We start from the raw sequence: 24,502 nt of genomic DNA, 5'->3' as shown, positions 1-24,502 counted from the left end.
CATGTCCGCAGGTGAAGCCGCTATGTGTTCAAATTATAAGCATTAATTATAGTGAGTTAGGTAGGTTGGGGCCGATACTTTTGGTTTAAATTTATGTTGTTATTCTGTTTTAGGCCCTTCAAAAAAGTTAGGCGCAAGAAGCACCAAATAATCACCGGAGTCATTGACAAGGAAAGGACATGTCGCAGTTTTATACATGAGGTGGTGAGGGATAAAGGTTTAGGGACAAAGAATGAATGACTGATCGCCATTGTTCATAAACCGCTATAAACGCCTTTTCACCACATACTGAAAAGGCGTATTTCTAATTTCTGCCGTGCTTATTTCAACGTAGCTGCGGTCTGTTTGCCCATGGCAATGAGCCTGTCGAGAATGCGTTCACCGTCGGCACGCAAACCGTTGTGCTCGTACTCGTTGGTGATCCACGCTTTTGAATTTGGGATTAACGCGAGCGTCTCTCGGCTGATATCCATTTCAACAAACATATCATCGGCGTAAACGGCGCAACTGACAGGCACTTTATTTTGAGCCAGTTGAGTTTGATCGTACAGCGCAGCCCAATCGTCTTTCGCGGCCAATATTTCTGCGGCGTCTTTTAGTGGTTTAAGGTTGACGTATTGGTCGAACATCCACGGGAAGACCATTTCCCCCGTAAAGTAAAATGGCTGGCCAGGTTCATAATTAAACTCTGTTCGGGTTTGGCGAACACGGTGCGCACTCCAATTCGACGCAAAGCCTTGGCAGTAAATCGATTCATGCAAAATGGCGTAGATCGGGTTGGTTTGGAAGTTTTGCTGCGCCAACATATCGTTCAAGAACTCATAGCGAAGTTGTGGTTTGCCGTCCACTTCAATCAACGCGCTTTCTAGCCAATAGTAAGTTGGCAAGAAAGTATCACTCACACCAAAGTTGATGCCGATTTGTTGAAATTGCTCCACCGTGAAGCGTTGACCATTTGGTAGGTACTCTTCGTTTTCCAGCAAGTGATTCGCAATGTTTTGGCAAAGTTGTTGCGCATTGGGAAATTGTTGGAAGAACGCTTGGTTTTTCTCCATGGTGCGTTTGAAGGTGGCTTCATACACATCGTCGGCATGACGCGAGACTGATGGCACGCCACCTGTGATGTAGCTTTGTAGCAAGCTGTCTGGGAACAAAGACAAATAGGTGAGGGAGCAAAACCCACCAAAGCTTTGACCTAAGATCGCCCATTTTTCGACGCCAAATTGCTCACGAATGTATTCCGCATCACGAACAATGTTGTCTGCGCGGAAGTGGCTTAAGTAGTCTGCTTGTTGCTGCGGTGTGAAATGAGCCAGAGTCTGATGATTAATCACCGAACTATTGCCCGTACCGCGCTGGTCGAGGAGCAAAACTCGGTACTCTTGCAGTGCGCGTTTTACCCAGCCGTTATTGCCGTTTTGACGCGGAGAGGGAAAGCCAGGTCCGCCCTGAAAGTAAACCAACCAAGGTTTGGTCGATTCTTCATCGCCAACTAGGCAAACCGCACGGGCGAAGACTTCAATGGTGCCTTTGCTCGCGTCTTGGTAATCCAGAGGAACGGTAAAACTGTGGGGAGTGTAATGCAATCCTGCGTCGATAAATGATTGAGCGTTCATTGTTATCTTTATTTCCTTATTGAGGGGTAGCGCTACTTTACTGCGAATGGCGCGAAGAACCAATGCTATTTCCCAATTGCCTCTTCAGTTCTATACCTTGGTCAAATCAATGTAAGTTCAAGAAAATGAAACGATTAGCGACTGGTGCAACTGGTTGAGTGAGCTATGCTCAATAGAGTTGCGACAAAGTAAGAGCATGGAGGAAGTCGGATGAAAGTGTCACTGGCTCGATGGACAATTGTGACTTGTTTAATAAGCGTACCTACTTTTGCCGTTGTTACGCCCAACCCACCTCAGTTACAGGCAAAAGGCTACGTATTAATGGACTTTCAATCCGGTGCCATTATTGCCGAGCATAACGGGCGAGCAGGCCTTGCTCCGGCGAGTTTAACCAAGTTGATGACCGCTTATGTAGTTGGACAAGAAATCAAAGCGGGGCGTTTGAAATGGGATGATGTTGTCACCGTGAGCGAAAACGCGTGGTCGGCCAAGTTTCCCGGTTCTTCTAAAATGTTCATCAAACCGAAAGATGAAATTAGTGTTGCGAACTTAATGCGCGGCGTGATCATCCAATCAGGAAATGATGCGTGCGTTGCACTGGCTGAGCATGTTGCAGGCAGTGAACGCGGCTTTGTCGCCTTGATGAATGGTTGGGCGGAGAAATTAGGACTGCAAGACACCTATTTTGTGAACTCCCATGGTCTTGATAGTGATGGCATCCAAACCTCACCAACCGATATGGCAAAACTCATGCAGTCGATCATCAGCGATGTTCCTGATGTGTACGCGCTATACAGTGAGAAAGTCTTCAAGTGGAACGACATTACGCAGTACAACCGCAATAAGTTGTTATGGGACAATTCCATTGATGTCGACGGGGGCAAAACCGGCTACACCAGCAATGCTGGATACAGCTTGGTGAGCTCGGCCAAAGAAGGAAGAATGCGCCTTATCTCGGTGGTGATGGGTACGCCAAGTAAACAGGCTAGGATCAGCCAATCGAAGAATCTACTCAGCTATGGTTTTCGCTTTTATGACACCAAGCAAGTTGCTAAACAGGGGGAAGTTGAGTCTAAAGTTCGCGTTTGGAAGGGAAATGCTAATCAAGTTGAAGCGATCTTCGCTAAAGATGCCTATCTCACTCTGCCTCGTTCAATGACGGCTGGGCTTGATAAGAGTGTGGTGTTAAATGAACCGTTGATTGCGCCGATCGCGCAAGGAGACGAGATTGGTAAGGTCGTTTGGAAAAGCGATGACAGTACCGTGGCGAGTTATCCCTTGGTCAGCAGCCAAGCGGTAGAAGAGGGCTCGTGGTTCGGTCAGCTTTGGGACAGTCTGGTGCTGTGGGTGAAATCGTTCTTTAACTAGAATAAAAACGAGCAGAAGTGTCTTTCTGCATTTTTTTGTTGATGGCCGTCCAGCTAAACGCTGGGCGGTGTTTTGTTTAACGGTTTATTCCGACAAGGTGATGATTGGTAAATCGTCCCAAATCTTACTTTCACCCGATGCGCCACCGGAGAAGTTCCAAGGGCCTTTGTCTTGTTCTAGCGGACGGTAAGTTGCCGAAAGGCCGTCTAAGTCCCAAGTCGTGACATAGAAGCGGATACCATCGAGCGAATCTGGGCGGCCTAGTGCATCGCTAGCAAAGTCCATCGAAATGGTGTTGTTGGCTTTGTCTACCGTGACCATTGGTGCTGGCGTTACGGCTTCTCCCCATGTCGTCGCATTTGCTCTTTTGGTGTTGTAAATCGAGCTTTGCCAGCCAAAAACAACCGCATTGCGACTCCAGGTTCCGTTTGGCATAGAAGCGTTGATCTTCGGTAGCTCAGACAAGTTGGTTGCGGCTTCTTCCGGTAAATCAATAAAGATGGTGAAACCCACGTGGTCGAAACCGTTTGGTGGCAACCAAGTGTCGGTGATTTTGTCCATAGTGAAGGTCAAACGTACGTTACTGCCAACGGTAAACACTTCTGCTTTGTTGATCGCGAGTTGGCTGTTGTCTTTGTCGAACGTTGGATCCGTTGGTAATGAGTAGTTGCCATTAGGGCCGCCCACGCCGTCTTGTGCATCGCCCGCATCATCAATGGTGTCGTCCGGCGTGTTTGACCAGCTTAGGTTGGAGACAAAATTCACGTCCTCGATGCCTGCTTTTTTCTCGGTGGAATAAATCGCGAAGCGGTGCTGTTGCTCGCCAATCGCAAAATGACGAGTCGACAGCGTGACACTAAACTGACCATCAGCACCTACAGTAATGGTTTGCGCTGTTTCCAAGTTACCATCGACGACGAGGTTCAACTTCTCGTTGGCGTTCGCACTACCCGCGATAACAATATCACCAGTGATGGTTTGTCCTTCCCAATCCTGCGCTAGTTGGATGTTGAGGTCTGGGGTATCTACAGATTGATTGCTGCTTGTTTTTGAGTAAATCACTGCTGACTTGGCTGGCAACTCAAGGGTTACGTGACCGTTTTCATCGGCGATTAACTGCTCTGGAGCGTCCGCCCAATTCGACATGATTTGTTGTTGGAAGACGGTGCCGCCCGCTTGCTCTACATCGAGTTGGTTCATCAACATTGGGGAGTTAGATGTGTTCATTACCACTAAGACTTCGTCGTTATCCAAAGTGCGGGTAAAGGCGAACACACCTGCACCAGCTTTATCGCTGCCAATGACTTTCATTTCGCCGCGTGTCATGACTTTGTTTTCGGTACGTAACTTAGCAAGCTCTTGGATGAACAAGTACATCTCGCTGTTTTGGTCGAATGAGTCTACGTAGTTGCCATCTTCACGGTACCCTCCGGCGAACATCGCATCACGCGCCGCTGACATCGCTTGCTCTGTACCTTGGTAAATCACAGGGATGCCCGGTACCGCCATCATTGTGATCAGAGCTTGCTTCATATCGTTGACACTGCCTTGCGATAGAAAACGTGGCATATCGTGGTTATCAATGAAGTTCGGCATGATGTATGGATTTGGGAACATGTCGATCATTTTCTCAAGACGGAAACGTAAATAGTCGGTCGGTTGCCCTGATGCAAATACGCGCGTCATGGTCGCTTGCAATGGGAAGTTCAGTACCGAGGTTAGCTGTTTCGGCGAGCCACTTTCACCGATGTAAGTCAGCATCTTCTCTTCGCCTTCGGTGTGGTAAGGCGTCGATGTTTCGAATACTTCACCAAAGGTCAGGAAGTTATCGCGACCGGTATCAACCGCTTGAGTCATCACACCATCGTCGGCGTGCAGGAAGTCGTTCCAGAAATCGTGCTCAACAAACTTCACCGTATCGATACGGAATCCGTCGACGCCGACTTCGCGAATCCATTTTCGGTAGCTCTCTTTTAGATAAGCGCGTACTTCAGGATCGGACGTATTAAGGTCATCCAAATCAGAGAGCTGCCAGGTTTTTTCTTGTACCGGATCGTTGTGGTCGGTGATGGTTGGTGTCCAGTGGTAGCTGCCTGTGCCGTCTGTTTTACACTCGTTCATGTTGAGTGGGTACGGCAGTTCTTGCCCGGCGGGTAGTGTATCTTTAATCAAACGGAAGCCTTGGCAAGGTAGGCTTGGATCATAACTGTAAGGATCATCGTAGGTGAAGAAGTTGCCTACATGGTTGGTCACGATGTCCTGAATTAAGAACATGTTACGCGCATGCACTTCGCGTGCTAACGCTTGGTAGCTTTCCATGTCACCAAAGTGCTCATCCACTTTTTGGAAATCGCGCGCCCAGTACCCGTGGTAGCCGCCGTAGTTTTGTTCTGCATCCCACCATTGGTTTGCCACTGGCGGAGTAATCCAGATCGATGTGGCACCGAGATCTTCGATGTAGCTTAACTTATCACTCACACCAACGAGGTCGCCGCCGCTAAATTTTTTATCCGAAGTCGGATCGAATTCGTTTTGCCCTTGATCATTAAGAGCGCTGTCGCCGTCGTTAAAACGGTCGATCATCAGGAAGTAAATGATTTGATCTTGCCAATCAGGAGATGCCACGTGGCTGCCTGTATCGACTGGTGTGGTTTCGTCGCTTCCACAGCCAGAAAGAGCAAGAGCGATCGCTAAAGGAAGTATTTTTATTTTATTCATTGGGTTAGGTAGAGTTTCAAACACAGTTTTTGCCTCCGTTATGCAGCAATGCAGAAACGATAAAGCAAAGGTTTGAAATTGAGAGTGTCATCTCACGCCAAAAAAGACGTGAAATGATGTCACGAAGTGATGGTTTTGATCTGACCGACAGTTTTAATTGAGCGGTTGCACAATAGGATATTGTATCGGGTAATGGTCTTTGGCTAACTCATTACCAGAATGATCATAGAGTCGAAATCGACACTGTTTAGCCGTTTGGGTGAGGGGAAGTTGTAGCGCCCAGCATGTGTAATCTTCTGCATTCTGAGTTTGGCTCATTGTGTGCGGAGCTGGCACATCACCCACGTAGCAATCGATCTTCGCCACGTCTTTTAATCTACATGCGAGTTCCACAAACAAGGTGTACTGTGTACCGAGTTGGATAAGTTGTTTTGTCGGGACAATGTATTCCGTTGCGCCAATTAAAAGCCCCTTGGAGACCACGTAATCACGCTGGTGGTTGTTATCAATGTAGCGCTCACCATCGACTTCATAACACAGGCGAAAGGTCAGTGGATGTGCGACAGGAAGCTCTGTTGTCGCCCATAGTTCGGTGCCATTATTCAAAAAACGCTCGAAGAAGGCTGGGTAGCGACGCCACGTGCCATCACGGTCTCGACATTCAACGGAGACCACTTTTTCAAACGCAATATTATCCACTTCCATCCAGATTTTACCGACGGGTTGGTCAATGTCGTTATCGGCTAAAGTATTCGCTTTGGCGTAGTACAAGCGGATGGGTTGGTTGTTGAGATGAGTGCGGTTATCTAAGCACTGCTGGCGATATTGCATTGGCGAAAATGGATACCAACGGCGAAAGGTTCGGTGGAAGTTGGAAGGCTCTTCATAACCAAGTTGATAGGCGATTTGCTGCGTTGTGAGTTGGGTGTCGGCAAGCAAAGTGAGTGCTTGCTTTCTTTTAGCGAAATCAACGCATTGAGAGTAGCTCATTTGCTTCTCTTGCAGTCGACGTTGCAAGGTGCGTTTGGAGACGCCCAGTTGCCTTGCCGCTTGCTCTAACTTGAGCGCGTAATTACTGTTTTTGATGAACAAGGCGTTCAAAACACTCAGCAATTCTGGCTGTTCAATTGGTTGGTGAGAAAGCAGCAAATAAACATGTTTCACCAGGTCAAACACGCTTGAACTCGTTTTAGAATCTCGCGTTTCCCCTAGAAAAATATCGGCCGCGAGTGGATTGCTGGCTTGAACTTGTACCTGTATTGATTCGCTTAGCTCAAGCATTTCCAATTGCATTTTGAGCAAGCCAAACACCGACTCCGCCCAATTTGGCATATCGGCCGTTCTGCATTCGACTTGCAGATGGATTTGGGCATCACCATGTTGAAATGTGACGTACAAACGGCGGTCGAATAATGAGACACTTTTACTCCACCAAAGCAGCCCTTCTTGGAGGTTAGGCGCTTCTTTCAACATCATACATTGCAAGGCCACCAACTTCTCAATGTGCCAATATTCGCCAGCAATTCGAAGGTGATTGTGACCGAGCTTTTTGCACAGAAAGGATGTAATAATGTTATCTTGAGGCAGCATGAGTTGAGTTTGGTTGCGAGCAAACATGCATTATTGCTGAAAAGATGAAGAAGTTCAGTGAGAACGCTCAAAGCCTTTCTTATCGTTTTATTTTCAAATTTATTTTGAAAATGTTTTTAATCGAAATCGGTTTTTCCCTTTATCTCATGAGGTTATGCTGTTACACAGCTTAAATTCATTAATTGGAGAACCTCATGGATATCGTACAAGCTGCAAAATCTCGATACTCAACGAAAGTGTTTGACCCAACGCGCAAGCTATCTCAAGAAAAAATCGATGCAGTTAAAGAGCTGATTCGTTTTAGTCCATCGAGTGTGAACTCTCAACCTTGGCATTTCATTCTGGCAAGCACAGAAGAAGGCAAACAGCGCATCGCTAAAGCGGCGCAAGAGAACTACGCATTTAACGCGGCGAAGATTCTCAACGCTTCTCACGTATTGGTGTTTTGTGCGAAAACAGGCATTGATAACGACTACATTGAAGCGCTAATGGTGCAAGAAGAAAAAGATGGTCGATTCCCAACTGAAGAAGCGAAAGCGGCTGTACGCGGTGGTCGTAGCTACTTTGTGAACATGCACCGTTTTGATCTGAAAGATGCAAACCATTGGATGGAGAAACAAGTTTACCTCAACGTGGGTACGTTGCTGTTGGGTGCTTCGACGTTAGAAATCGATGCAGTACCAATTGAAGGGTTTGATCCAAAAGTGCTGGATGAAGAATTTGGCTTGCGTGAAAAAGGTTATACCAGTGTTGTGATCGTGCCGCTTGGCTACCACGCGGAAGATGACTTCAACGCGAAAACGCCAAAGTCTCGCTGGGACGCAGAAACCGTATTCACCGAGATCTAATTCGAGCTTACTTACAGGTGACGTAGAACCCCGTAATCAATATATAAATCGCAAAAGAGTGATAAAACGATGATCCACTTAGTCGCAGAAGTGAAAGCCTATCCAGATAGTAAGGATCAGGTGGTGAATTTGCTTGCTGGTTTACTAGAGCCAACTCGTAAAGAAGAAGGCTGTTGCCAATACGAGTTGTATCTCGACGAAAAAGTTGATGGCCTATTTATGTTCCAAGAAATCTGGGCATCGCAAGAGGCCTTGGATAAGCATTTGCAAAGCCCGCATATGGCGACGTTTCTTGAAACATTGGAAGAGAATGATTGGGTTGAATATACCCAGATTCGTCCTCTTCGATTTATCGCCTAATGACAGAAGGTTGCCAGCACGTTGGCGCGTTGCTGGCAGCATTTTTGTTGGATAAAGTCGCGGAAAGTCCGAATCGTTGGCGTCAATAATCGACGATCGGCACATACCATGTAGAGCGGCACTGGGCCGCAATCCCACTCTGGTAACACTCGCACCAATCTTCCCTCGATTAAGTCTCGGCTAATGTCCATCAATGATTTATTCGCAATGCCTTTGCCTTTTATCGCTAACCGGTGTGGCAAGTCACTATCGTTGCTCATCAAGTTACCGCTGACCACGATTTGTTCTTTCTCGCCGTCACGCGTGAGCGTCCATTTGTTGTAGACCGAATCTGCGACCATATAGCACAAGCAGTTGTGTTGCATTAAATCGGCAGGAGAGGTGAGTTCTGGATGTGTAGCTACGTACTCTGGCGATGCACATAATATCCGTTCGTTTGACCCACATAATGCCAATACCACCAGATTGGAGTCGGCCGGCTCGCCGTAGCGAATCGCAATATCGACAGGCTTTGTGTACATATCCGTCAAGCTATCGGACAGCTCAAGTTTGATGGAAACATTTGGGTAGAGATCGATGAACTCATCCACCCAATCGAGCAACATATTGCGACCAAAATCGGAGGGTGCAGTAATGTGCAGCTGACCAGACAACTCCCCGCGCGCACTTGAGATCTGATCCAACCCCTCTTGCAATGTTGCCAACGCTTGCGTGGTTTTGTCTAAAAACAGTTCGCCCTCTGAGGTTAAACGCAGGCTTCGGGTGGAACGCACAAACAACGGGAAACCGATTTGCCCTTCAAGACGCTTAATCGATGCGCTAATGGCGGCTGGTGTCATGTCCATGCTGTTAGCGGCTTTTGAAAAGCTGCCTTGGCGCGCTGTTTCGACAAAAATATTGAGGTCGTTGAGGGCTTTCATCGTGAAAAGGGCTTTTATGAAGTTTGGGCTACTATAGGGGAGAGTCGTAGGCCAATTCAAGGTTAAAACATTAGGTTGCACGGCGAGTTTGAGTTAGATTAGCGCGCAACTTCACTTTACCGGATCAATAGCATGAGCCAACATCAGCCGAATAACCCACTTCACGGGTTGAGTTTAGAGAAAATCGTCACCCGACTAGTTGAACACTTTGGTTGGAATGGCATGTATGAGCGCGTTCGTGTGAACTGTTTTAAGAAAGATCCGTCGATCAAATCTTCTCTGAAGTTTCTGCGTAAAACGCAATGGGCAAGAGACAAAGTCGAAGCGCTGTATATTGAGACATTCTGCTAACCGCTCTATGGTCTGCAGCAAGCGGCAAGTAGATCTTAGTCTCGCTTTGGCTCGCTAGAATGACGCCACTTTTCTTATCGCGTAGGCTAGAAGAGTCGCTCTGCTGTTATGTTTGAAGCGTGATTCAGAATCTACCCTCAGATTGTATTGAGTTTATTCATAGCTCTATGGCCTGCAGAAGCGGTAAGTAGATTCTTAGTCTCGCTATGGCTCGCTAGAATGACGAAGTTTTTCTTATCGCGTAGGCTGGAAGAGTCGCTCTACTGATACGTCTAAAGCGAGATTCCGGATGGTCACATAGGCTTGTCTGGAATCGCTTTTTTAGATGGTTTTGTAGAGGTCAGAGTCAAACTCGAACCGTCATTCTGAACCGCGAGGAACGAGCGTGAATCAGAATCTACCTTCAGATTGTATTGAGTTTATTTATGGCTTTATGGTCTGCAGCAAGCGGTAAGTAGATTCTTAGTCTCGCTATGGCTCGCTAGAATGACGCAGCTTTTCTTATCGCGTCGGCTGGAAGAGTCGCTCTGCTGATACGTCTAAAGCGAAATTCCGGATGGTCACTTAGGCTTGTCTAGAATCGCTTTTTTAGATGGTTTTGTAGAGGTCAGAGCCAAACTCGAACTGTTATTTTGAACCGAGAGGAACGAGCGTGATTCAGAATTTACCCTCAGATTGTATTGAGTTTATTCATGGTTCTATGGTCTGCAGCAAGCGGCAAGTAGATTCTTAGTCTCGCTAGAATGACGCAGCTTTTCTTATCGCGTAGGCTGGAAGAGTCGCTCTACTGATGCGTCTAAAGCGAGATTCCGGATGGTCAAATAGGCTCGTCTGGAATCGCTTTTTTAGATGGTTTTGTAGAGATCAGAGCCAAACTCGAACCGTCATTCTGAACCGCGAGGAACGAGCGTGATTCAGAATCTACCCTCAGATTGTATTAAGTTTATTCATGGCTCTATGGTCTGTAGCAAGCGGCAAGTAGATTCTTAGTCTCACTTTGGCTCGCTAGAATGACGTAGCTTTTCTTATCGCGTAGGCTGGAAGAGTCGCGCTGCTGATGCGTCTCAAGCGAGATTTCGGATGGTCACTTAGGCTTGTCTGGAATCGCTTTTTTAGATGGTTTTGTAGAGCTCAGAGCCAAACTCGAACCGTCATTCTGAACAGCGAGGAACGAGCGTGATTCAGAATCTACTCTCAGATTGTATTGAGTTTATTCATGGCTTTATGGTCTGCAGCAAGCGGTAAGTAGATTCTTACTCTCGCTATGGCTCGCTAGAATGACGCTAGTTTTCTTATCACGCGGGCTGGAATGGTACCTCAGCATCATTCCCGATAGCGATGAAGAAGCGCTGTCGGGAACCTCGCCTTTAATCTCTCGTTTCTTGCTACTCCAAATGATGCGTACTACCCACGGTTCCTTCCAAGTCTAAAATCGACTGGCGAACGTGATCTGGAATCGCAGCTTTAACGTTGTTCTTAAAATCAAACATCACACCAGTGGCGGTCGCGATGGTCGCAATTTTACCCCACTTCTTACTCAGCACTTGGTACTCCATCGTGATGCGATCTTCTTGCATGTCGATTACGCGAGAACCGACTAATAGCGTGTCTGGGTAAGTAACAGGCAATTTGTAGCGGCATTGAGTCTCGCTCAGTACTGGTCCAATTTGCGAGGTCTGCAGGTCGACCAGCAGGTTAATTTTGTTGAAGTAATCTAAACGTGCGGTCTCGAAGTAGCGAAAATAGACCACGTTATTAACGTGTTGCAGAGCATCCATTTCACCCCATGCGACTTTTATCTCTGTGATAACGGGAAAGTCCTTTAACAGTGTGTCCATTTTTATTGCTCCTTTTTCATCTGCTTTGCCACAAATTGCGACGCGACTTATCACTTTGAGCATTTATTCTAGATGTAATCATTTAATATGTAATAAAATTGTTTTTAAAATGTGAAATGAAATAGTGGTTTGATTATGTAAACTAGAAACTTTACATAATCGATTTGAAGGCGTAAGTTTAACTAAGAGTAACCAGATAGGAGGTGTCTCATGATTGAACTCAAAGGTTTCAACCTCGCAAGAGTTGAGAAACGCATTGATTGGACAGGTGAGCTGTTCAGTTTGAGAATATCTGGCGCGCCTCTTTCATTTAAAGCTGGCCAATTCACCAAGCTTGCTTTGCTTGATGATGAAGGTAAGCCGATCAGCCGTGCTTACTCCGTGGTTAATGCGCCAAGCGAGCAATTCGATTGGTTGGAATTTCTAATAGTAGCCGACCCTCAAGGACAACTTTCTCCACGGCTCCAAAAGCTTAAATCTGGTGATAGCATTTATGTCGGTGCCACTGCACATGGCGATTTAACCCATGATTCTATTCCTAAACAGGCTCATGACCTGTGGCTGCTATCTACAGGTACGGGGATTGGACCGTTTTTATCGCTGCTGGATGATATAAACTTACCGCCTCACAATGAGCGCATTGTGCTGGTTCATGCCGTTCGTTTCGAAAAAGATCTGGTTTATAAATACCTAATTGAACAGCTTCAGCAACGATATGAAGGCAGATTAAAGTATATACCGATAGTCAGCAGGGAGGTGGTTGATGGTAAATTACAAGGCCGAATTCCTGAACTCATCGAATCGGGTTTACTGTCCAACGCCGCTGATGCGCCATTCTCAGCTCAGCGTAGCTTTGTCATGATGTGTGGGAATCCACAAATGATCAAAGATACCGTGCCCGTCTTACAAGAGCTAGGCTTGGAAAAGTATCGCCATCAAACCGGGGGAAATATCATTTACGAACGTTACTGGTAGCGTTTTGTTAAATTGATACGGTTATGCTCAAGATGTAATGATTACTTTTGAGATACGACCGCGATTTAGTATGTTCTTAGTTGAATATTATGTTGGCAATACCTAAACTGCGCTCACCATTGCGCGTCTGTACACTCAGTCATTCTCGCTTAACCAATTACATTGAGGTGACTGAAGTCCATGTATGCTTTTATCGCGAGCAAGCAACAGAGAATCATTGCTGGTTTTATCGACCTGCTCTTTACGATGGTGGTCGTGTTAATAATTGCATTGAGTATTAACTCTTTTCTTAACGACTTTCAGCTCTCTTTAGCAGATAACCTCACGCTTGTTCGTGAAACTCAGGCGTTTTACTTGCTTTCTTTACCAACGGTTTTAATGATCAACTGGAATGCATTGAGTCATGGGCAAACCATTGGTATGCGCATGATTGGTATTAAAGTTGTAATGAAAAATGATAGTAAGGCAACGAAAGTTACAGCAGGGTTAAGGCTTGTTATTAGCTACTTACTGGAGATGCTCATTCCGGGGATCCCGTTGGTAAATTTGGCATTGTTGTTCTTTCATCCGGAGCGACGTTTGTTGCATGACTTGATCGCCAATACTAAAGTTGTCCAAGTTTCCTAATTTTTGATCAAAAAAGCCACGTGAAGTGGCTTTTTTAATATCGATAAAGTTAACCAGATTTACTGTTGATTAACATATTTCTTAAAGCGAGCTTTGGTTTCTGCGTCTGCTTTTTGGTACCAGAAGTGCAGCATCTCTTCAGCTGTCGAATCCGCTTTAACCGCAGTAGCTCTCACTTGCTTCATATCCGCAGGAACCTTTGCAGGAAGCGTGACTGGCTGCATGGTCGCTGCGCCAGCAAAAGCCACGGCTGCTGCACCGCCAGCTTGGTTATAATCTTCGATTTCACGTACGTAATCACGACCGATTTGCATACCCGGTTTGAGCAACTTGTCCTGGTCAACCGCGATTGCGTTGCCAGAATCATCAACCAGTTTCCAATCTAAGTCTTTGATCTTCTCTTCCGCATCACGTAGGTTGCGGTATTCTGGCATTTGTAGAGTGAGTTCGGTATTGGTCGCGTCAAATCGTGTAACGATAACATCGCTTTCAACACTTAAACGGTCATTACCTTGGTTGAAGTAAGGGGCGAAACGAAATACGACTTGGTTAAGGCCATCAGGTAACGTCAGTGTTCTCTCAGAGGCGAAAAAACCACCCGAAAGTTCTGCTTTTTCACCGTTAGCCGCTAATACTGAAACGTTGTCAGGAACACTCACGGTTACATCTGCGAATGCCATGCCACTCATTGCGAGAGCAAGCGCACAAGTTAAAGGCTTGATCAATTTCATTGTTTTTATCCTAAGCAAATTAGTGGTCATCGAGAGTGCATCGTTCATTGCCCGATTGCAACTCCCAAGTGTAATAAGTATGAAAATTTAACAAGAACGTCATTTTTATCGCATTTATTACGACGAAACTGTGATCCAAATAGAATCAAACCGCTGAAATTCAGCGGTTTGATATCATAACTTATAGATTAAATTTCTTTCTAACTTATTGATTTATTAAATGCCAGCACCATGTCCAGGTTCTGATTGGTCATCAGAAGCGTCTTGTTGTTCTGCCATTTCTTCTTGCTGTTGTGCTTTCTCAATGCTCAACCACCAAACAAATAACTCATACCAAATTGCTAGGATAACGGCACCTAAGAACAGACCAACGATGCCGTAGAAAAGCATACCACCGATGGCACCGAGCAGAATCACAGGCATTGGCACGTCGACGCCACGTCCCATTAACATTGGTTTGAACAGGTTTTCAGAAAGAGCCGCAACTACGACCCAAACAGTAAACATGGTTGCTGTTGAGGTGTCTTGGGTCATGTACATGAAGCCAATCACAGGTAGCACTGCGAGCAACGCCGGGAGCTGAGCGATACATAAAATCATTAGAAGCAGTGTGAGTAAACCTGCTGCCGGAACGCCAAATACGAAGAAACCAGCACCGATCAACAGTGCTTGAATCGCCGCTACACCGACTACGCCAAGCAGTACGCTTTTAATTGTCGCAGCGATAAGCGTGGTCCAGCTTTTTGCGTTTTCACCAGCGGTTCGAATCGCGATGGTTCTTAAGCCTGATGCTGCAGATTCAGAGTACGTCATGAAACCTGCTGCAATCGCAAGTGACAAGATTGAAAGCAGTAAACTTCCCAATACGCCCCCCAGTGTACCCAGTAAAGATGTGAGTCCTGCCTTTATTTGTGGCATAAAGGTTTGAATAGCTTGTTCAAGATTAGTAGCGAATAGGGTCCACACTTCGTAGAGCTTATCACCCACGATAGGCCAATCCGCTACGGAAGGTTTTGGCCCTGGTATTTTCACTTGTCCATTTTGTAGTACTTCAAGCGCGTGCGTTGCACCATCCACAATGGAGCCTGATACCATAACAAGTGGCGTGACAAGGAGGGCAATACCAAGTAAAGCAATGGTTGTGGCTGCCAAGCCTCTACGACCACCATATACACGCTGCAATTTTTGGGTAAGCGGCATTAAAGCGACGGCTATAATAGCGCCCCAAATAACCGGAAGGATGAAGGGTTTGATGATGTCGTACGTAAACATCAGCAAGACAAAGATCAAGCCAATGCGTATTGCCGATTCCACCATATTACTGATGAAAAGCTTACTGTCGATTTTTACCGATTGTTTATCCATTTTTGTTTACCTGATGATCAATGTTAGAACTGACGAGACTTGAAACAACAATCGCCATATAAAAAACACCTGTGATGGCCTCTAAATACACCACGACTTGAGCCAGTGGTGTTAGAGGACTAATGTCGCCATAACCGAGCGTGGTTAAGGTAACGAAACTGAAATACGCTGCATTGGAGAAGTTCTGCCCCCAAGAAATCGCTTCCATACCGGTAAAGGCTTCAGGCGAAAACTCAAGCAGAACGAGGTAGGCAATCGCCCACATCAGACCAAGCAGCAAGAAAAGCGCTACCGAGCCAATGACTTTGTTGCTGTTGACATGGCCGGTGAAAAGAATCTGTCTTGCGATGGATTTAAAAGTGCCGAAAAAGAACGCAAAGGTGAGGGCAAGCATCACCACATTCATCTCTCTGATGTCGAAAACTGTCTTGATCACAATCACAAGAACCCAAACACCAAACAGGCTGTAGAGGAAACGAGACCAGGTTTTGTCAAAGCGAAGGCTCGCAAAACAGACGATAAACGTCAGAACCGTGAAAGCCTGAAGTATGTGTTCAATCGTCCCTTCACCTACTACTTGTGCCATCGCACTCCCTAGCAACAAAATCACTAGCGCTAAGGTTAGATAGAAGAAGTTGTTTTCTTCATTAATGTTTTTGAGGTTTTTACCAATGACCATGGCTCTTCTCACTTAGTTATTGTTCACTGTCTGCGGATGACTCTTTCATCACCATGATGGACGCAGAAAGCCCGAATCGAAGATCAACATCTTCAGGAAGTTCTTGTAGGGAGATTCGCACCGGAATACGTTGTGCTAAGCGAATCCACTGAAAAACAGGGTTTACGTTTGGAAGAAGGTTGTAGCCGACCGTGCCGTCTTTGGGCGCAATACCCCAACCAATCGAGTCAACCGTCGCGTCAATTGGCGTGTCTGGGTGAGACATCAAAGTGACACGCGCTTGGCTGCCAGGTTCGATTTGCGCAAGTTGGTTTTCACGGAAGAAACCAAATACCCAAAAGCTGTTTTTGTCGATCAGTGCGAGCAGTGGTTGGTTTGCGACCGCTTGCGTACCGTTTCTAATATCGAGGTTAGATACAAAACCATCGACGGTCGCATAAACTTTGGTAAAGCTGAGGTTAAGGCGCGCTGACTTTAATTGCTCTTCTGCAGATTTGATTTGCAGTAGCGATTCTTCGTAAGCGATTTCACGACGAATCAGATCCTTGTGAGAAACCGCGCCGCGGTCTTTCGCGCGAATATCTTTAAGGCGGTCGTATTCGATTTTTTTACCGCGAGAGCTAACAATGGCGCGTTCTAGTGCCACATCGGCTTGAGACAAAGCAACTTCGTAAGTCGCAGGGTCGATTTCAAACAGTAAATCGCCTGTTTTCACTTCTTGGTTATCTTGCACCGCGACATTTACAATTGGGCCTGATACGCGAGGAGCCACTTTGATGACGTTAGCACGCACTTGCCCATCTCGTGTCCATGGGTTATTAAAGTATTCCTCAAACTTTTGATAGCCGAGCCAAGCTGCGCCACCAAGAATGACAAGATTGAGTGCGATTACGAATAGTTTTTTCATCTTGTTTGGCACCTAAAATTGAATATAAAAGCTGTCGATGGCCACCACATAACCGACCATGATGGCAATAAACGTCAGAGACGGAAAAGCGATGAAGCGAGACAAACGTGTCTTGTTCAATATCATCACCGTTATCCACGTGGCCGTGACGGCGAGAAAGAGCACGAGTAGCGTAGGAGAAAAGTAAACGTCTCCCCAAGAGAGTTCATGAGGCATTACCAATCCTCCGTTTTGTTTTCATCACTGGTCTCAGCCGGAGTTTCGAGTCGCAAAGGCGGCAATACGCGGTTTTCTTCATTTAAATAACTTCCCCAGTCAGTGCGCTCTGTCATCTGCGTGGCAATCGATTCACTGATGAAAGGTTTGCCTGTTTGGGTTTGCCAGCCTCCACCGAGGGCTTTGTAGAGCGCGACAACTTGGTTCGCAACATTACCTTTGATCGTTGCGTAGCTGTCTTCTGCGCGGGTCATTTTTTCTACCGAGTTAAGCAGACGTTCGAATGAAATTTGTCCGTTTTCGTACTGTGTCATGGATATGTTGAACGCACGAATGGAAGAGTTGACCGATTGCAAGCGTAAATCTTTTTGCTGCAAATACAGGTCATATGCTTCGATTGCATTGGTGACTTCATTAACGGCTTGCAGTACCTTTTTGTTGTAGTTCGTCAGCGTTTCTTGGAAGCGAGCATCTTCGAAACGAATGTTATTTTTCACGCGTCCGTATTGGAAAATGTTCCAACTGAACGTTGGGCCAACCACCATGGTGAGCGAATCGCTAAAACTGAAACTGCTGCCATCGGGAACCGTACTGTCGATACCGATGGAACCGAACAACGAAAAGCTTGGGTACAGAGCGGTTTCTGCCACGCCAATCTGCGCACTTTGCGCGCGAGCTTGCATCTCAGAGACTTGCAAATCCGGACGTCGCATCACTAAGTTAGCATCCACTTGCGTATCCAAAAGCGGTGGACGTGGCACAATGGAGCGCTCGTCGGTGCCCGATAGCGCCGATTTTCTGCTCGTTGATTTGAACTGGGCTTCGTACTCAGCGATTTGCTTGTGCATCCCATCCGACTGTAGCAGTCCATCTACTTCTTCTGGTAACAGACCCAGTAGCAAAGCCAACACAGTACGTGATTGCTTCATTGCCACTTCGAGGCTCGGTAGCGCTGCTTTGGTGGTGTAGAGTTGGTTTTTAGCTTGTTGAACGTCCAATTCTGTAACGTTGCCAGAGTCGAACTGCACCTGAGTAATACGTACGACACGCTCTTGAATCTCGATATTGCGGCGAGACAGCAAAATACGTTCTTGGAATGTGCGATAGTTGATGTAATTGCGTGCCACTTCGGCGGTTATGGTAACCATGATGTCGTGATACGATGCGATGGATGCGTAGTAACCCGCTTCTGCCGACTCAATACCGCGAGCATACTTGCCCCAAACATCCATTTCCCAAGCAGCATCAAACGACAAAGTGGCGTTATTCACGCCCTGATCATTTACGTAGGCACGCGCTAGGTTTCCTGACACGGTTTGAACTTGTGGGTATTGCAAGCCAGTCGAAATACCAAGCAATGAACGTGCTTGTACAATTCGTAGCCCTGCGGCTTCTAAATCGAGGTTTTGTTTGCTCGCCAACTCAACCAGCTGATTAAGAGTCGAGTCATTAAATTGCTGCCACCATTGTTGTAGCTGTTGCTCTGATTGCTGCGTATCTTTGGCTGCTTTTTGCACCGACCAGTCACTTGGCAGTGGCGCCTGCTTTGGATGAACATAATCTGGTCCTACCGTGGTACACGCACTGAGTCCGAGCAAAGAAAGTATGGCGAGGCTTGGTTTGGTTAGTTTTGGAAGCATCATATCCCCACCTTTAAAAACGCTTCTGTTGTAAGTTCACCCAATCGATATCCTCGTAGGTTTGCTTGCAATGCTTGATTGCTTCGAACACGTTCCGTTTTAAATTCAGCAAGATATAAAAACCGGCTATCTCTGAATAAGCGTAGTCAGATAAATCCAACTCACTAAAAAAATCTTCCAGTTTATCTTCGAATGTTTGGTAATCCTGACTGTATTGGTCGAATACGGAGTCGAGTTCTTGTGTTGCTTGATGGCTAGCTAAAGCGCCAGCCATCAAAGGAATGATGGAATCGCGGTGCTGTTGGCGAAGCTTAGTAATCAGCGGATTGGTCATCAACTTTTTCTCGGCGGCCATTAAGATGTTGATGTGATTACTGAGTACATCACACGCTTTGCTGAACGCGCCAATCGCTTCTGGCGTGGTTTTATCAAAGTGTTTGTGGTTGATTTTCGAACCCCAGACTTTGAGCTTTTTCGATGAGACATTGAGCGTCACCAAGTGTAAGGCCCGTTTGGGCGGCGTAATAACCGAGCTAGACTGCTGTTGATAGGTAGTGAACAGCTCTCGGGTATGTCGGAAGTAGCGTTCTTTTATGGTCAAAAAGAGGTGTTCTGGTCGTGAGCTAAACGGGAAGTAGTGCGCGAAAATAATCATGAACACCACCATGTAGAACAACAGCATGATCGTCATGAGGATCCCGAAGTGATAAAACATGTTGTTGTCTAAACCGAGAACAAACAAGCCAATCATATAGAAAATCGTCACTGGCCCGTTAAACAGATAAAAACCGATAAAGGTGTAGATAAAGATGAACAGGCCAAGTTCTAACCCGAGATCCAATTGCGGAAGAATGAAGACGTAAGAAGGCACCGCGAACAAGAAGCCGAAAGTGAACAGCACAAGCAACAAAATTGGGTGCACAGGCACGAACGACAGCAAAGACATAAACATGGTCGAGAAGACCACGAACGAGTAGCCGCCTGGTGGATTGAAATAAATCCAAATCAGTCCAGCAACCCAATAAGTGACAAAGGTTTTGACCGCGGTTTTAAAGTTTTCTGCGTCCCACCATAGAAACTTGCCTTTCGGTTTCGGCAGTGGCACGTCAAAGGAGACATTGTTCGTCACAGAGTCAATACAGCTAATGCTCTCCGCTAAACGCGACAAGTTTTGATGCATCAGTTCCAACAGGTGACCAAGCGTAAGCGCAGAGCCTTTCTCTAGGTGAGCTGCGTCTTCTAGCAACGCTTGGTTGTATTTGACTTTGAATTCCTGAGCACGATAAGCGGGTTCTTTTTTTTCCCAGACTTGTTGGCAGGTATCAAATAGCGCGTCAATTTCCGCCACGGCTTGATCAAAGTTGCTGATGCTTTCACGGTCTTGCTGGTGGCTAAAGTGGCTGTGCGCCGCGACGGTCAATTGTTGCGTTACCTGCTTGTTCAAATGAACTGCCAAGCGCCACTCTTTCATGTAGGCCGACACGTCGCTGCATTCCACACTGACCGTGGCAAAGCGCTGTTCGAGTGCATTTTGAGCGGCAAACATCTGTTCGATGAGAGTGTCCACGCTAGGTTGTGGCTCTTCCGCTTCTGGATTTTCTTCTCCGTCTTCTTGAGGAGAGATTTGCCCTGCCGATTTTTGCTCGAAATTTTGCAAGATAGCGGAGAACAACGCGCGTTGTGCTTGGTTGAGTTGTTCGATGAGCTGCCTTAGGTTTTGTTCTGTTTTGGTCGGGAATAAGAAAGTCCCCACGAGTGTGTAAACCACCACCCCAAACACCGTCATATAGGCGCGGTCAACGCCATAAAGGAACGCACCTTCTGCGTCACCGCCATTGGACATCATCAACGTCATCACACCGGTCAGCATGAGTAGCGTTGGATCTTTTTGATAGGCATTACGGAAGTAAAAAATGAATGAGACCACAACCGACACGCTCAGCATGTACAACAAGCGGTCTTGAGCAAACAATCCCACCAGTAACAAGCCAACGACGGCGCCAACCAACGTACCAAACACGCGTAAGGTACCTTTGGCGAGTGATTCTCGACGACTGCCTGTGGATGCAATCAGCATCACTGTGGTTGCGGCCGTCGATGCTTGCGGCCAACCCATGGCAAACGGGATCAGATAAGCCAGAGTTAGGCTAAGCGATACTTTAATAGCGAATTTTATTTTGTCGTTCATAGTGTCAAAGTTTGCTCAGGCTTATCGTTATAAGTTGATGAATTTCTTATATGAATAATCAGAATCTTGTTCTGAATAAATTAGGGGGGCGGAATATAGCGGGTGAAAAAGTGTGCTTTGTAAACCCTTTGTCAAAACAAAAAGTGCGTATTTGGCTTGATCTCGTGCTAGCCCTTGGCGTTATTGGCGAAACGCCTAAAACGAGCAAATTCGCTATCTGTGATGATTCTCACTTTTGAAACAAAATCGTTGCATTGTGTGAGCCAATTCTCACCTTATATTCTTCGCCTGGTACCAAAGCAGACCACTTGTACCATCTGCAATGAGCTTTACTGCTTTAAAAAGCATAGATGATGAATGGGTACTTGAGAGGGAAAGTTATTACTTTTTATCGGCTTGCCGATTGTTCGTTTGTTTTTTTGGATCGAGATAAAAAAACCAAAGCGATGCCACCAAGAATGATGCCGCTGGTTAAAAGAATATGCAGTGAAAGAGGCTCGTGGAGTACGACGGTGCCGAGTAGCAAAGCAATGGCTGGCACGGAAAGTTGGCTGACGGCGGCTTGAAGCAAAGAGAGCTTACGCATTACTTGATACCAAAGCGTATAACCAAGGCCAGAGGCAATGGCACCAGATGCGATAGCGAGCAACACTCCGCTCCAAGAAAGGTGGATTGAGGACAAGATTAATGGCGAAAGGAGCACGCCAATTATTGATGCAGCGATGAATCCCCACGTGATGCCACTACTTGGAGAAGGCGCTTGTTTACCGAGCGCAGTAAACGCAGCCCAACAAACGCCAGAAATCAACATAAGAAGTGCAGAGCTAATATCGGGACGAGTGGCAGATGGCAACATCAACCAAACAAATCCAACAATTGAAAGGCCGATACCGATGATTTCGAGAAACTGAAAGCGCTCACCTTGCCACCAATAGATTGCCAGTAACGTAAGTTGCACGGCACCAAACAAAAGCAAAGCACCTGTTCCTGTCGCCAGTTGTAAGTACGCGAAAGAGAAAAGGGCAGCGTAACCAAATAACGCCACGCCAGCAAAAAAGCGAAAGCGAGAAGTTGGCCGATCGGTTTTCCACTGACCTCTCACGACAAGCATTGCGATTAAGATAACAGCGCCGGATATCAATCGAACGAGCGTGAAGCTTCCTGCATCAATTAACCCTTCTGCCAAGGCAATTCGACACAATAATGAATTGGCAGCGAACGCCAGCATTGCAATAGCAGTGAGTAAGAAGGTCGACATCCTTGATCCTTAGCGTGTAAATGAACAGCTAGTGTAGATCCAAAAGAACATTTTTATTAGTTGATAAAGTGATTAGTTATAGCTATCAGAGCAAGAAAGTCATTAAAAATAACCAGAGAAAACCTGACCTTAGCCTGAGTCTTACTGTGGTTGGGAAGGTTGTTTGTACAATGACTTAATGGTGTTTTTCAACCATAGCAATTTGGGATTGTACGCATTGCGTTTATGCCAAATCATGGTAAATGGAATCAGTAACTTGTCTTGTTGAGCTTGGTCTAATGGAATTGGCAAGCACACCAAATCGAGATGCAGCTTTTCTGTGTAACTTTTGCAATAGTGCGGCGCGGTGGTGATCATGTCATGCGTCGGCTGCGCTGCCATAAAAAGGGATTGCTCAAAGTTGGACATCGTCAGCCCGGTAGAGCGCTGTAGCCCTAGTTCCGTTAATACTTCATCCAACGCCCAAGTTTCACTTTTTTCCCAAACAATATTGATGTGTTGGTAGCTCAGAAAGGTCTCGAGATTCCACTCTTGCTGTAATGCCGGATGATCTTTATGTAAATACACCATCGGCAGGTCATAAAATAGAATCTCAAAATCCAAGAAATACGGCAGAAGATCCAACGACTCTTTCGATCTCGGGTGACTCTCTCGGCCGGTAAAACCGATATCCGCCTCGCCTCGAATGATGGCGTCGAGTGAGTCGTAATCCCAGTTACTGGTTTTTACTTTCGCTTCAGGGTATCGCTGGTGGATAGCGACGATGAGTCTGTCCAGCATTGTGAGCACTAATGGCGACTCAATCGTGATATCAAAACGCACTCCTTTAGGCGTAATATCGCTGCGTTTTTCTGCAATCTGGCAGCCAATTTGCAGCCATTCTGCAAGATCTTGCTCCATGCTTTGCGCCAAGGGCGTTGGCGCAAGACCTTTAGGTGTTTTGACAAACAAAGGATCATCGAACCAATGACGAAGTTTGTTGAGCGACTTACTTACGGTAGAGGGCGTAACGTTCAGCTTTTTCGAGGCTTTCGAGACGCTTTGCTCTTGCAACAATAATTGCAGAGTGAACATTAAGTTTAAATCAAGTCGCGCTAGGGATTTCTTCATAATGGGTATCGTGAACAGGCTTTGGAATCAATAGTATTAGAGCAAGGCTGATTACGCTACCTAGCACTAAGATAAACACCAACATATTCAGTGCAGTAACGCCGATGAAACCCATAAACCAAATATAGAACGCGGAACTACAAACTTGAGCAATGCCCAGTAACGAGCTTGCCACGCCAGCTTGTTGAGAGAATGGGCTGAGCGCTTGGCTCATGGCCACGCCAAAGCCACAAGCGAAGCCTGCGCAAATCAGCCCAAGTCCGAACACATAGTAAAAAGGTTGTCCATCATGGAAATGGGCTGCACTGAGCACGATGGCTGAACAAACGAGCAATACTTGAGAGCTCATCATTAAGGTTCGCTGCTTGAAAATCCCCAATGCCAATGGCGCCGAGAACGAAATCAACATACTGATCGTCGCAGTCCCCGCCATGATGGAAGAATAGCCACCGCGATCAAAACCAAGCATACTCATCACAACAATTGGTGAAGCGTTAACAAAGGTCAGGATAGTGGTCACTCCAAGTGCAGTAATGATCAGCCTACTGATAAAAAATCGCTCGAAGAAAGTCTCTTGATGGCTCTCTGGCGTTGTCTGTTCTTCACCTTGTTGGCTGGGTAGTGATTCCTTGAGAACAAAAATGGCCAATACACTGACGAGAATGCCCATTCCTGCCATCGTGGTAAACAAACTCGGCCAAGGAAATTTCAGCATAATCAAGTGACCAATCACGGGTGCGATCACTGGAATGATACAGGTGATGCCATTGAGCATCGACAATACTTTCGCGCGGCGTTCATCGTTTAACGTGTCGCGTAAAATCGCGAATGCGACGACATAGCAAGATCCAGCCCCGATGCCTTGGCAAAAGCGAGCAATCAAGAAAGTGTTTGGTTGCTCAGCCATCCCGCCGAGAAAAGACGCGAGCACGAAGATCATCGCGCCGACGACGGCAACAGGCTTTCGTCCCACAGAGTCTGCAATTTTCCCCGCGAATAACATGGTGGTAGCCATGCCAGCTAAATAGATCGAAAACGCAATATGCAACTGAGATTCACTGGCGTTGAGATCTGACGCAATTTGAGGCAAACCAACAAGATACAAATCAATGGCAGTAGGGTAGAGTAAAACGAGTGCAAAACTACAAAGTAAAAAACGGGACATGGAAACCTCTCTATCGAATGGCGAGGATAATA

At 46.3% G+C, this 24,502-nt stretch carries 21 protein-coding genes; 6 read left to right on the top strand and 15 right to left on the bottom strand.

Annotated features, from left to right (window positions below; translation table 11 throughout):
* Positions 1-320 precede the first annotated feature (320 nt).
* A complete protein-coding gene (locus R7E42_RS05250) occupies positions 321-1,616 on the bottom strand; it encodes an alpha/beta fold hydrolase (protein ID WP_318072400.1) in 1,296 nt (431 codons plus the stop codon).
* A 210-nt stretch (positions 1,617-1,826) separates the two neighbouring features.
* Here R7E42_RS05250 and R7E42_RS05245 point away from each other — a divergent pair, with 210 nt between their 5' ends.
* Positions 1,827-2,984 (top strand): D-alanyl-D-alanine carboxypeptidase family protein, encoded by a 1,158-nt coding sequence (locus tag R7E42_RS05245; protein WP_005484191.1) that lies wholly within the window; start codon positions 1,827-1,829, stop codon positions 2,982-2,984.
* Positions 2,985-3,068: 84 nt separating this feature from the next.
* On the opposite strand, the gene R7E42_RS05240 is transcribed toward R7E42_RS05245, so the two are convergent.
* Both R7E42_RS05240 and R7E42_RS05235 read right to left on the bottom strand, forming a co-directional pair.
* A complete protein-coding gene (locus tag R7E42_RS05240) occupies positions 3,069-5,726 on the bottom strand; it encodes an alpha-amylase family glycosyl hydrolase (protein ID WP_318072399.1) in 2,658 nt (885 codons plus the stop codon).
* 129 nt (positions 5,727-5,855) lie between these two features.
* Positions 5,856-7,319 carry a helix-turn-helix transcriptional regulator gene (locus tag R7E42_RS05235; RefSeq protein ID WP_318072398.1) on the bottom strand — a complete coding sequence of 488 codons (1,464 nt, stop codon included), beginning with the start codon at positions 7,317-7,319 and terminating at the stop codon, positions 5,856-5,858.
* A 167-nt stretch (positions 7,320-7,486) separates the two neighbouring features.
* Here R7E42_RS05235 and R7E42_RS05230 point away from each other — a divergent pair, with 167 nt between their 5' ends.
* Together R7E42_RS05230 and R7E42_RS05225 are read left to right on the top strand one after the other, a co-directional pair.
* Positions 7,487-8,140 (top strand): oxygen-insensitive NAD(P)H-dependent nitroreductase NfsB, encoded by a 654-nt coding sequence (locus tag R7E42_RS05230; RefSeq protein WP_005384588.1) that lies wholly within the window; start codon positions 7,487-7,489, stop codon positions 8,138-8,140.
* Between the two features lie 69 nt (positions 8,141-8,209).
* Positions 8,210-8,500, top strand: coding sequence for a putative quinol monooxygenase (locus R7E42_RS05225; protein ID WP_005374925.1), 291 nt, complete (start codon positions 8,210-8,212; stop codon positions 8,498-8,500).
* Here the strand turns inward: R7E42_RS05225 and R7E42_RS05220 are convergent.
* Positions 8,497-9,420, bottom strand: coding sequence for a LysR family transcriptional regulator (locus tag R7E42_RS05220; RefSeq protein WP_015313624.1), 924 nt, complete (start codon positions 9,418-9,420; stop codon positions 8,497-8,499). The two genes, R7E42_RS05225 and R7E42_RS05220, sit on opposite strands and share 4 nt — an antisense overlap.
* A 132-nt stretch (positions 9,421-9,552) precedes the next feature.
* On the opposite strand from R7E42_RS05220, the gene R7E42_RS05215 reads away from it, so the two are divergent.
* The gene (locus R7E42_RS05215; RefSeq protein WP_025613103.1) at positions 9,553-9,771 is read left to right on the top strand and encodes a VF530 family DNA-binding protein; all 219 of its coding nucleotides are present in this window, start codon (positions 9,553-9,555) and stop codon (positions 9,769-9,771) included.
* A gap of 1,385 nt (positions 9,772-11,156) precedes the next feature.
* Here R7E42_RS05215 and R7E42_RS05210 read toward each other — a convergent pair.
* Entirely contained in the window at positions 11,157-11,609 is a 453-nt protein-coding gene (locus R7E42_RS05210) for an acyl-CoA thioesterase (protein WP_005374933.1), read from the bottom strand.
* 210 nt (positions 11,610-11,819) lie between these two features.
* Between R7E42_RS05210 and R7E42_RS05205 the strand changes: the two genes are divergently transcribed.
* Together R7E42_RS05205 and R7E42_RS05200 are read left to right on the top strand one after the other, a co-directional pair.
* Entirely contained in the window at positions 11,820-12,584 is a 765-nt protein-coding gene (locus tag R7E42_RS05205; protein ID WP_062730902.1) for a ferredoxin--NADP reductase, read from the top strand.
* A 180-nt stretch (positions 12,585-12,764) separates the two neighbouring features.
* On the top strand, positions 12,765-13,211 hold the full coding sequence (locus tag R7E42_RS05200) for an RDD family protein (protein WP_025768614.1): 447 nt from the start codon (positions 12,765-12,767) through the stop codon (positions 13,209-13,211).
* A 59-nt stretch (positions 13,212-13,270) separates the two neighbouring features.
* Here R7E42_RS05200 and R7E42_RS05195 read toward each other — a convergent pair whose 3' ends face one another.
* The 10 genes from R7E42_RS05195 to R7E42_RS05150 form a co-directional block, all read right to left on the bottom strand.
* A complete protein-coding gene (locus tag R7E42_RS05195; protein WP_213867900.1) occupies positions 13,271-13,942 on the bottom strand; it encodes a DUF2057 domain-containing protein in 672 nt (223 codons plus the stop codon).
* A gap of 216 nt (positions 13,943-14,158) precedes the next feature.
* A complete protein-coding gene (locus R7E42_RS05190) occupies positions 14,159-15,307 on the bottom strand; it encodes an AI-2E family transporter (protein WP_005386936.1) in 1,149 nt (382 codons plus the stop codon).
* Positions 15,300-15,986: a potassium channel family protein gene (locus tag R7E42_RS05185; RefSeq protein ID WP_198556848.1), complete on the bottom strand. Its 687-nt coding sequence runs from the start codon at positions 15,984-15,986 to the stop codon at positions 15,300-15,302. The genes R7E42_RS05190 and R7E42_RS05185 overlap by 8 nt, the downstream gene beginning before the upstream one ends.
* A gap of 16 nt (positions 15,987-16,002) precedes the next feature.
* Positions 16,003-16,893 carry an HlyD family secretion protein gene (locus R7E42_RS05180; protein WP_151515290.1) on the bottom strand — a complete coding sequence of 297 codons (891 nt, stop codon included), beginning with the start codon at positions 16,891-16,893 and terminating at the stop codon, positions 16,003-16,005.
* 12 nt (positions 16,894-16,905) lie between these two features.
* Positions 16,906-17,109 carry a DUF1656 domain-containing protein gene (locus R7E42_RS05175; protein ID WP_005374946.1) on the bottom strand — a complete coding sequence of 68 codons (204 nt, stop codon included), beginning with the start codon at positions 17,107-17,109 and terminating at the stop codon, positions 16,906-16,908.
* The gene (locus R7E42_RS05170) at positions 17,109-18,752 is read right to left on the bottom strand and encodes an efflux transporter outer membrane subunit (protein WP_318072397.1); all 1,644 of its coding nucleotides are present in this window, start codon (positions 18,750-18,752) and stop codon (positions 17,109-17,111) included. Before R7E42_RS05170 ends, R7E42_RS05175 begins: the two co-directional genes overlap by 1 nt.
* A 10-nt stretch (positions 18,753-18,762) precedes the next feature.
* On the bottom strand, positions 18,763-20,937 hold the full coding sequence (locus R7E42_RS05165; protein WP_213867899.1) for an FUSC family protein: 2,175 nt from the start codon (positions 20,935-20,937) through the stop codon (positions 18,763-18,765).
* Positions 20,938-21,325: 388 nt separating this feature from the next.
* Positions 21,326-22,195, bottom strand: a complete 870-nt coding sequence (locus R7E42_RS05160; protein ID WP_213961678.1) for a DMT family transporter — start codon at positions 22,193-22,195, stop codon at positions 21,326-21,328.
* Between the two features lie 141 nt (positions 22,196-22,336).
* Positions 22,337-23,305 (bottom strand): HTH-type transcriptional regulator YidZ, encoded by a 969-nt coding sequence (gene yidZ / locus R7E42_RS05155; RefSeq protein ID WP_318072396.1) that lies wholly within the window; start codon positions 23,303-23,305, stop codon positions 22,337-22,339.
* Entirely contained in the window at positions 23,280-24,470 is a 1,191-nt protein-coding gene (locus R7E42_RS05150; RefSeq protein WP_017820546.1) for an MFS transporter, read from the bottom strand. The genes yidZ and R7E42_RS05150 overlap by 26 nt, the downstream gene beginning before the upstream one ends.
* Positions 24,471-24,502: the final 32 nt, after the last annotated feature.

The sequence above is a fragment of the Vibrio sp. Vb1337 genome (genome assembly GCF_033338715.1).
Lineage (GTDB): Bacteria > Pseudomonadota > Gammaproteobacteria > Enterobacterales > Vibrionaceae > Vibrio > Vibrio alginolyticus.
This window is presented reverse-complemented; position numbering and strand designations above follow the sequence as displayed.

Excerpts from the sequence above, each read along its gene's own strand:
- R7E42_RS05220 (WP_015313624.1), bottom strand. The coding sequence starts at position 9,420 with ATGAAAGCCCTCAACGACCTCAATATTTTTGTCGAAACAGCGCGCCAA.
- R7E42_RS05185 (WP_198556848.1), bottom strand. The coding sequence starts at position 15,986 with ATGGTCATTGGTAAAAACCTCAAAAACATTAATGAAGAAAACAACTTC.
- R7E42_RS05165 (WP_213867899.1), bottom strand. The coding sequence starts at position 20,937 with ATGAACGACAAAATAAAATTCGCTATTAAAGTATCGCTTAGCCTAACT.
- R7E42_RS05215 (WP_025613103.1), top strand. The coding sequence starts at position 9,553 with ATGAGCCAACATCAGCCGAATAACCCACTTCACGGGTTGAGTTTAGAG.
- R7E42_RS05230 (WP_005384588.1), top strand. The coding sequence starts at position 7,487 with ATGGATATCGTACAAGCTGCAAAATCTCGATACTCAACGAAAGTGTTT.
- R7E42_RS05180 (WP_151515290.1), bottom strand. The coding sequence starts at position 16,893 with ATGAAAAAACTATTCGTAATCGCACTCAATCTTGTCATTCTTGGTGGC.
- R7E42_RS05245 (WP_005484191.1), top strand. The coding sequence starts at position 1,827 with ATGAAAGTGTCACTGGCTCGATGGACAATTGTGACTTGTTTAATAAGC.
- R7E42_RS05160 (WP_213961678.1), bottom strand. The coding sequence starts at position 22,195 with ATGTCGACCTTCTTACTCACTGCTATTGCAATGCTGGCGTTCGCTGCC.
- R7E42_RS05175 (WP_005374946.1), bottom strand. The coding sequence starts at position 17,109 with ATGCCTCATGAACTCTCTTGGGGAGACGTTTACTTTTCTCCTACGCTA.
- R7E42_RS05150 (WP_017820546.1), bottom strand. The coding sequence starts at position 24,470 with ATGTCCCGTTTTTTACTTTGTAGTTTTGCACTCGTTTTACTCTACCCT.
- R7E42_RS05170 (WP_318072397.1), bottom strand. The coding sequence starts at position 18,752 with ATGATGCTTCCAAAACTAACCAAACCAAGCCTCGCCATACTTTCTTTG.
- R7E42_RS05205 (WP_062730902.1), top strand. The coding sequence starts at position 11,820 with ATGATTGAACTCAAAGGTTTCAACCTCGCAAGAGTTGAGAAACGCATT.
- yidZ (WP_318072396.1), bottom strand. The coding sequence starts at position 23,305 with ATGAAGAAATCCCTAGCGCGACTTGATTTAAACTTAATGTTCACTCTG.
- R7E42_RS05235 (WP_318072398.1), bottom strand. The coding sequence starts at position 7,319 with ATGTTTGCTCGCAACCAAACTCAACTCATGCTGCCTCAAGATAACATT.
- R7E42_RS05195 (WP_213867900.1), bottom strand. The coding sequence starts at position 13,942 with ATGAAATTGATCAAGCCTTTAACTTGTGCGCTTGCTCTCGCAATGAGT.
- R7E42_RS05190 (WP_005386936.1), bottom strand. The coding sequence starts at position 15,307 with ATGGATAAACAATCGGTAAAAATCGACAGTAAGCTTTTCATCAGTAAT.
- R7E42_RS05210 (WP_005374933.1), bottom strand. The coding sequence starts at position 11,609 with ATGGACACACTGTTAAAGGACTTTCCCGTTATCACAGAGATAAAAGTC.
- R7E42_RS05225 (WP_005374925.1), top strand. The coding sequence starts at position 8,210 with ATGATCCACTTAGTCGCAGAAGTGAAAGCCTATCCAGATAGTAAGGAT.
- R7E42_RS05200 (WP_025768614.1), top strand. The coding sequence starts at position 12,765 with ATGTATGCTTTTATCGCGAGCAAGCAACAGAGAATCATTGCTGGTTTT.
- R7E42_RS05250 (WP_318072400.1), bottom strand. The coding sequence starts at position 1,616 with ATGAACGCTCAATCATTTATCGACGCAGGATTGCATTACACTCCCCAC.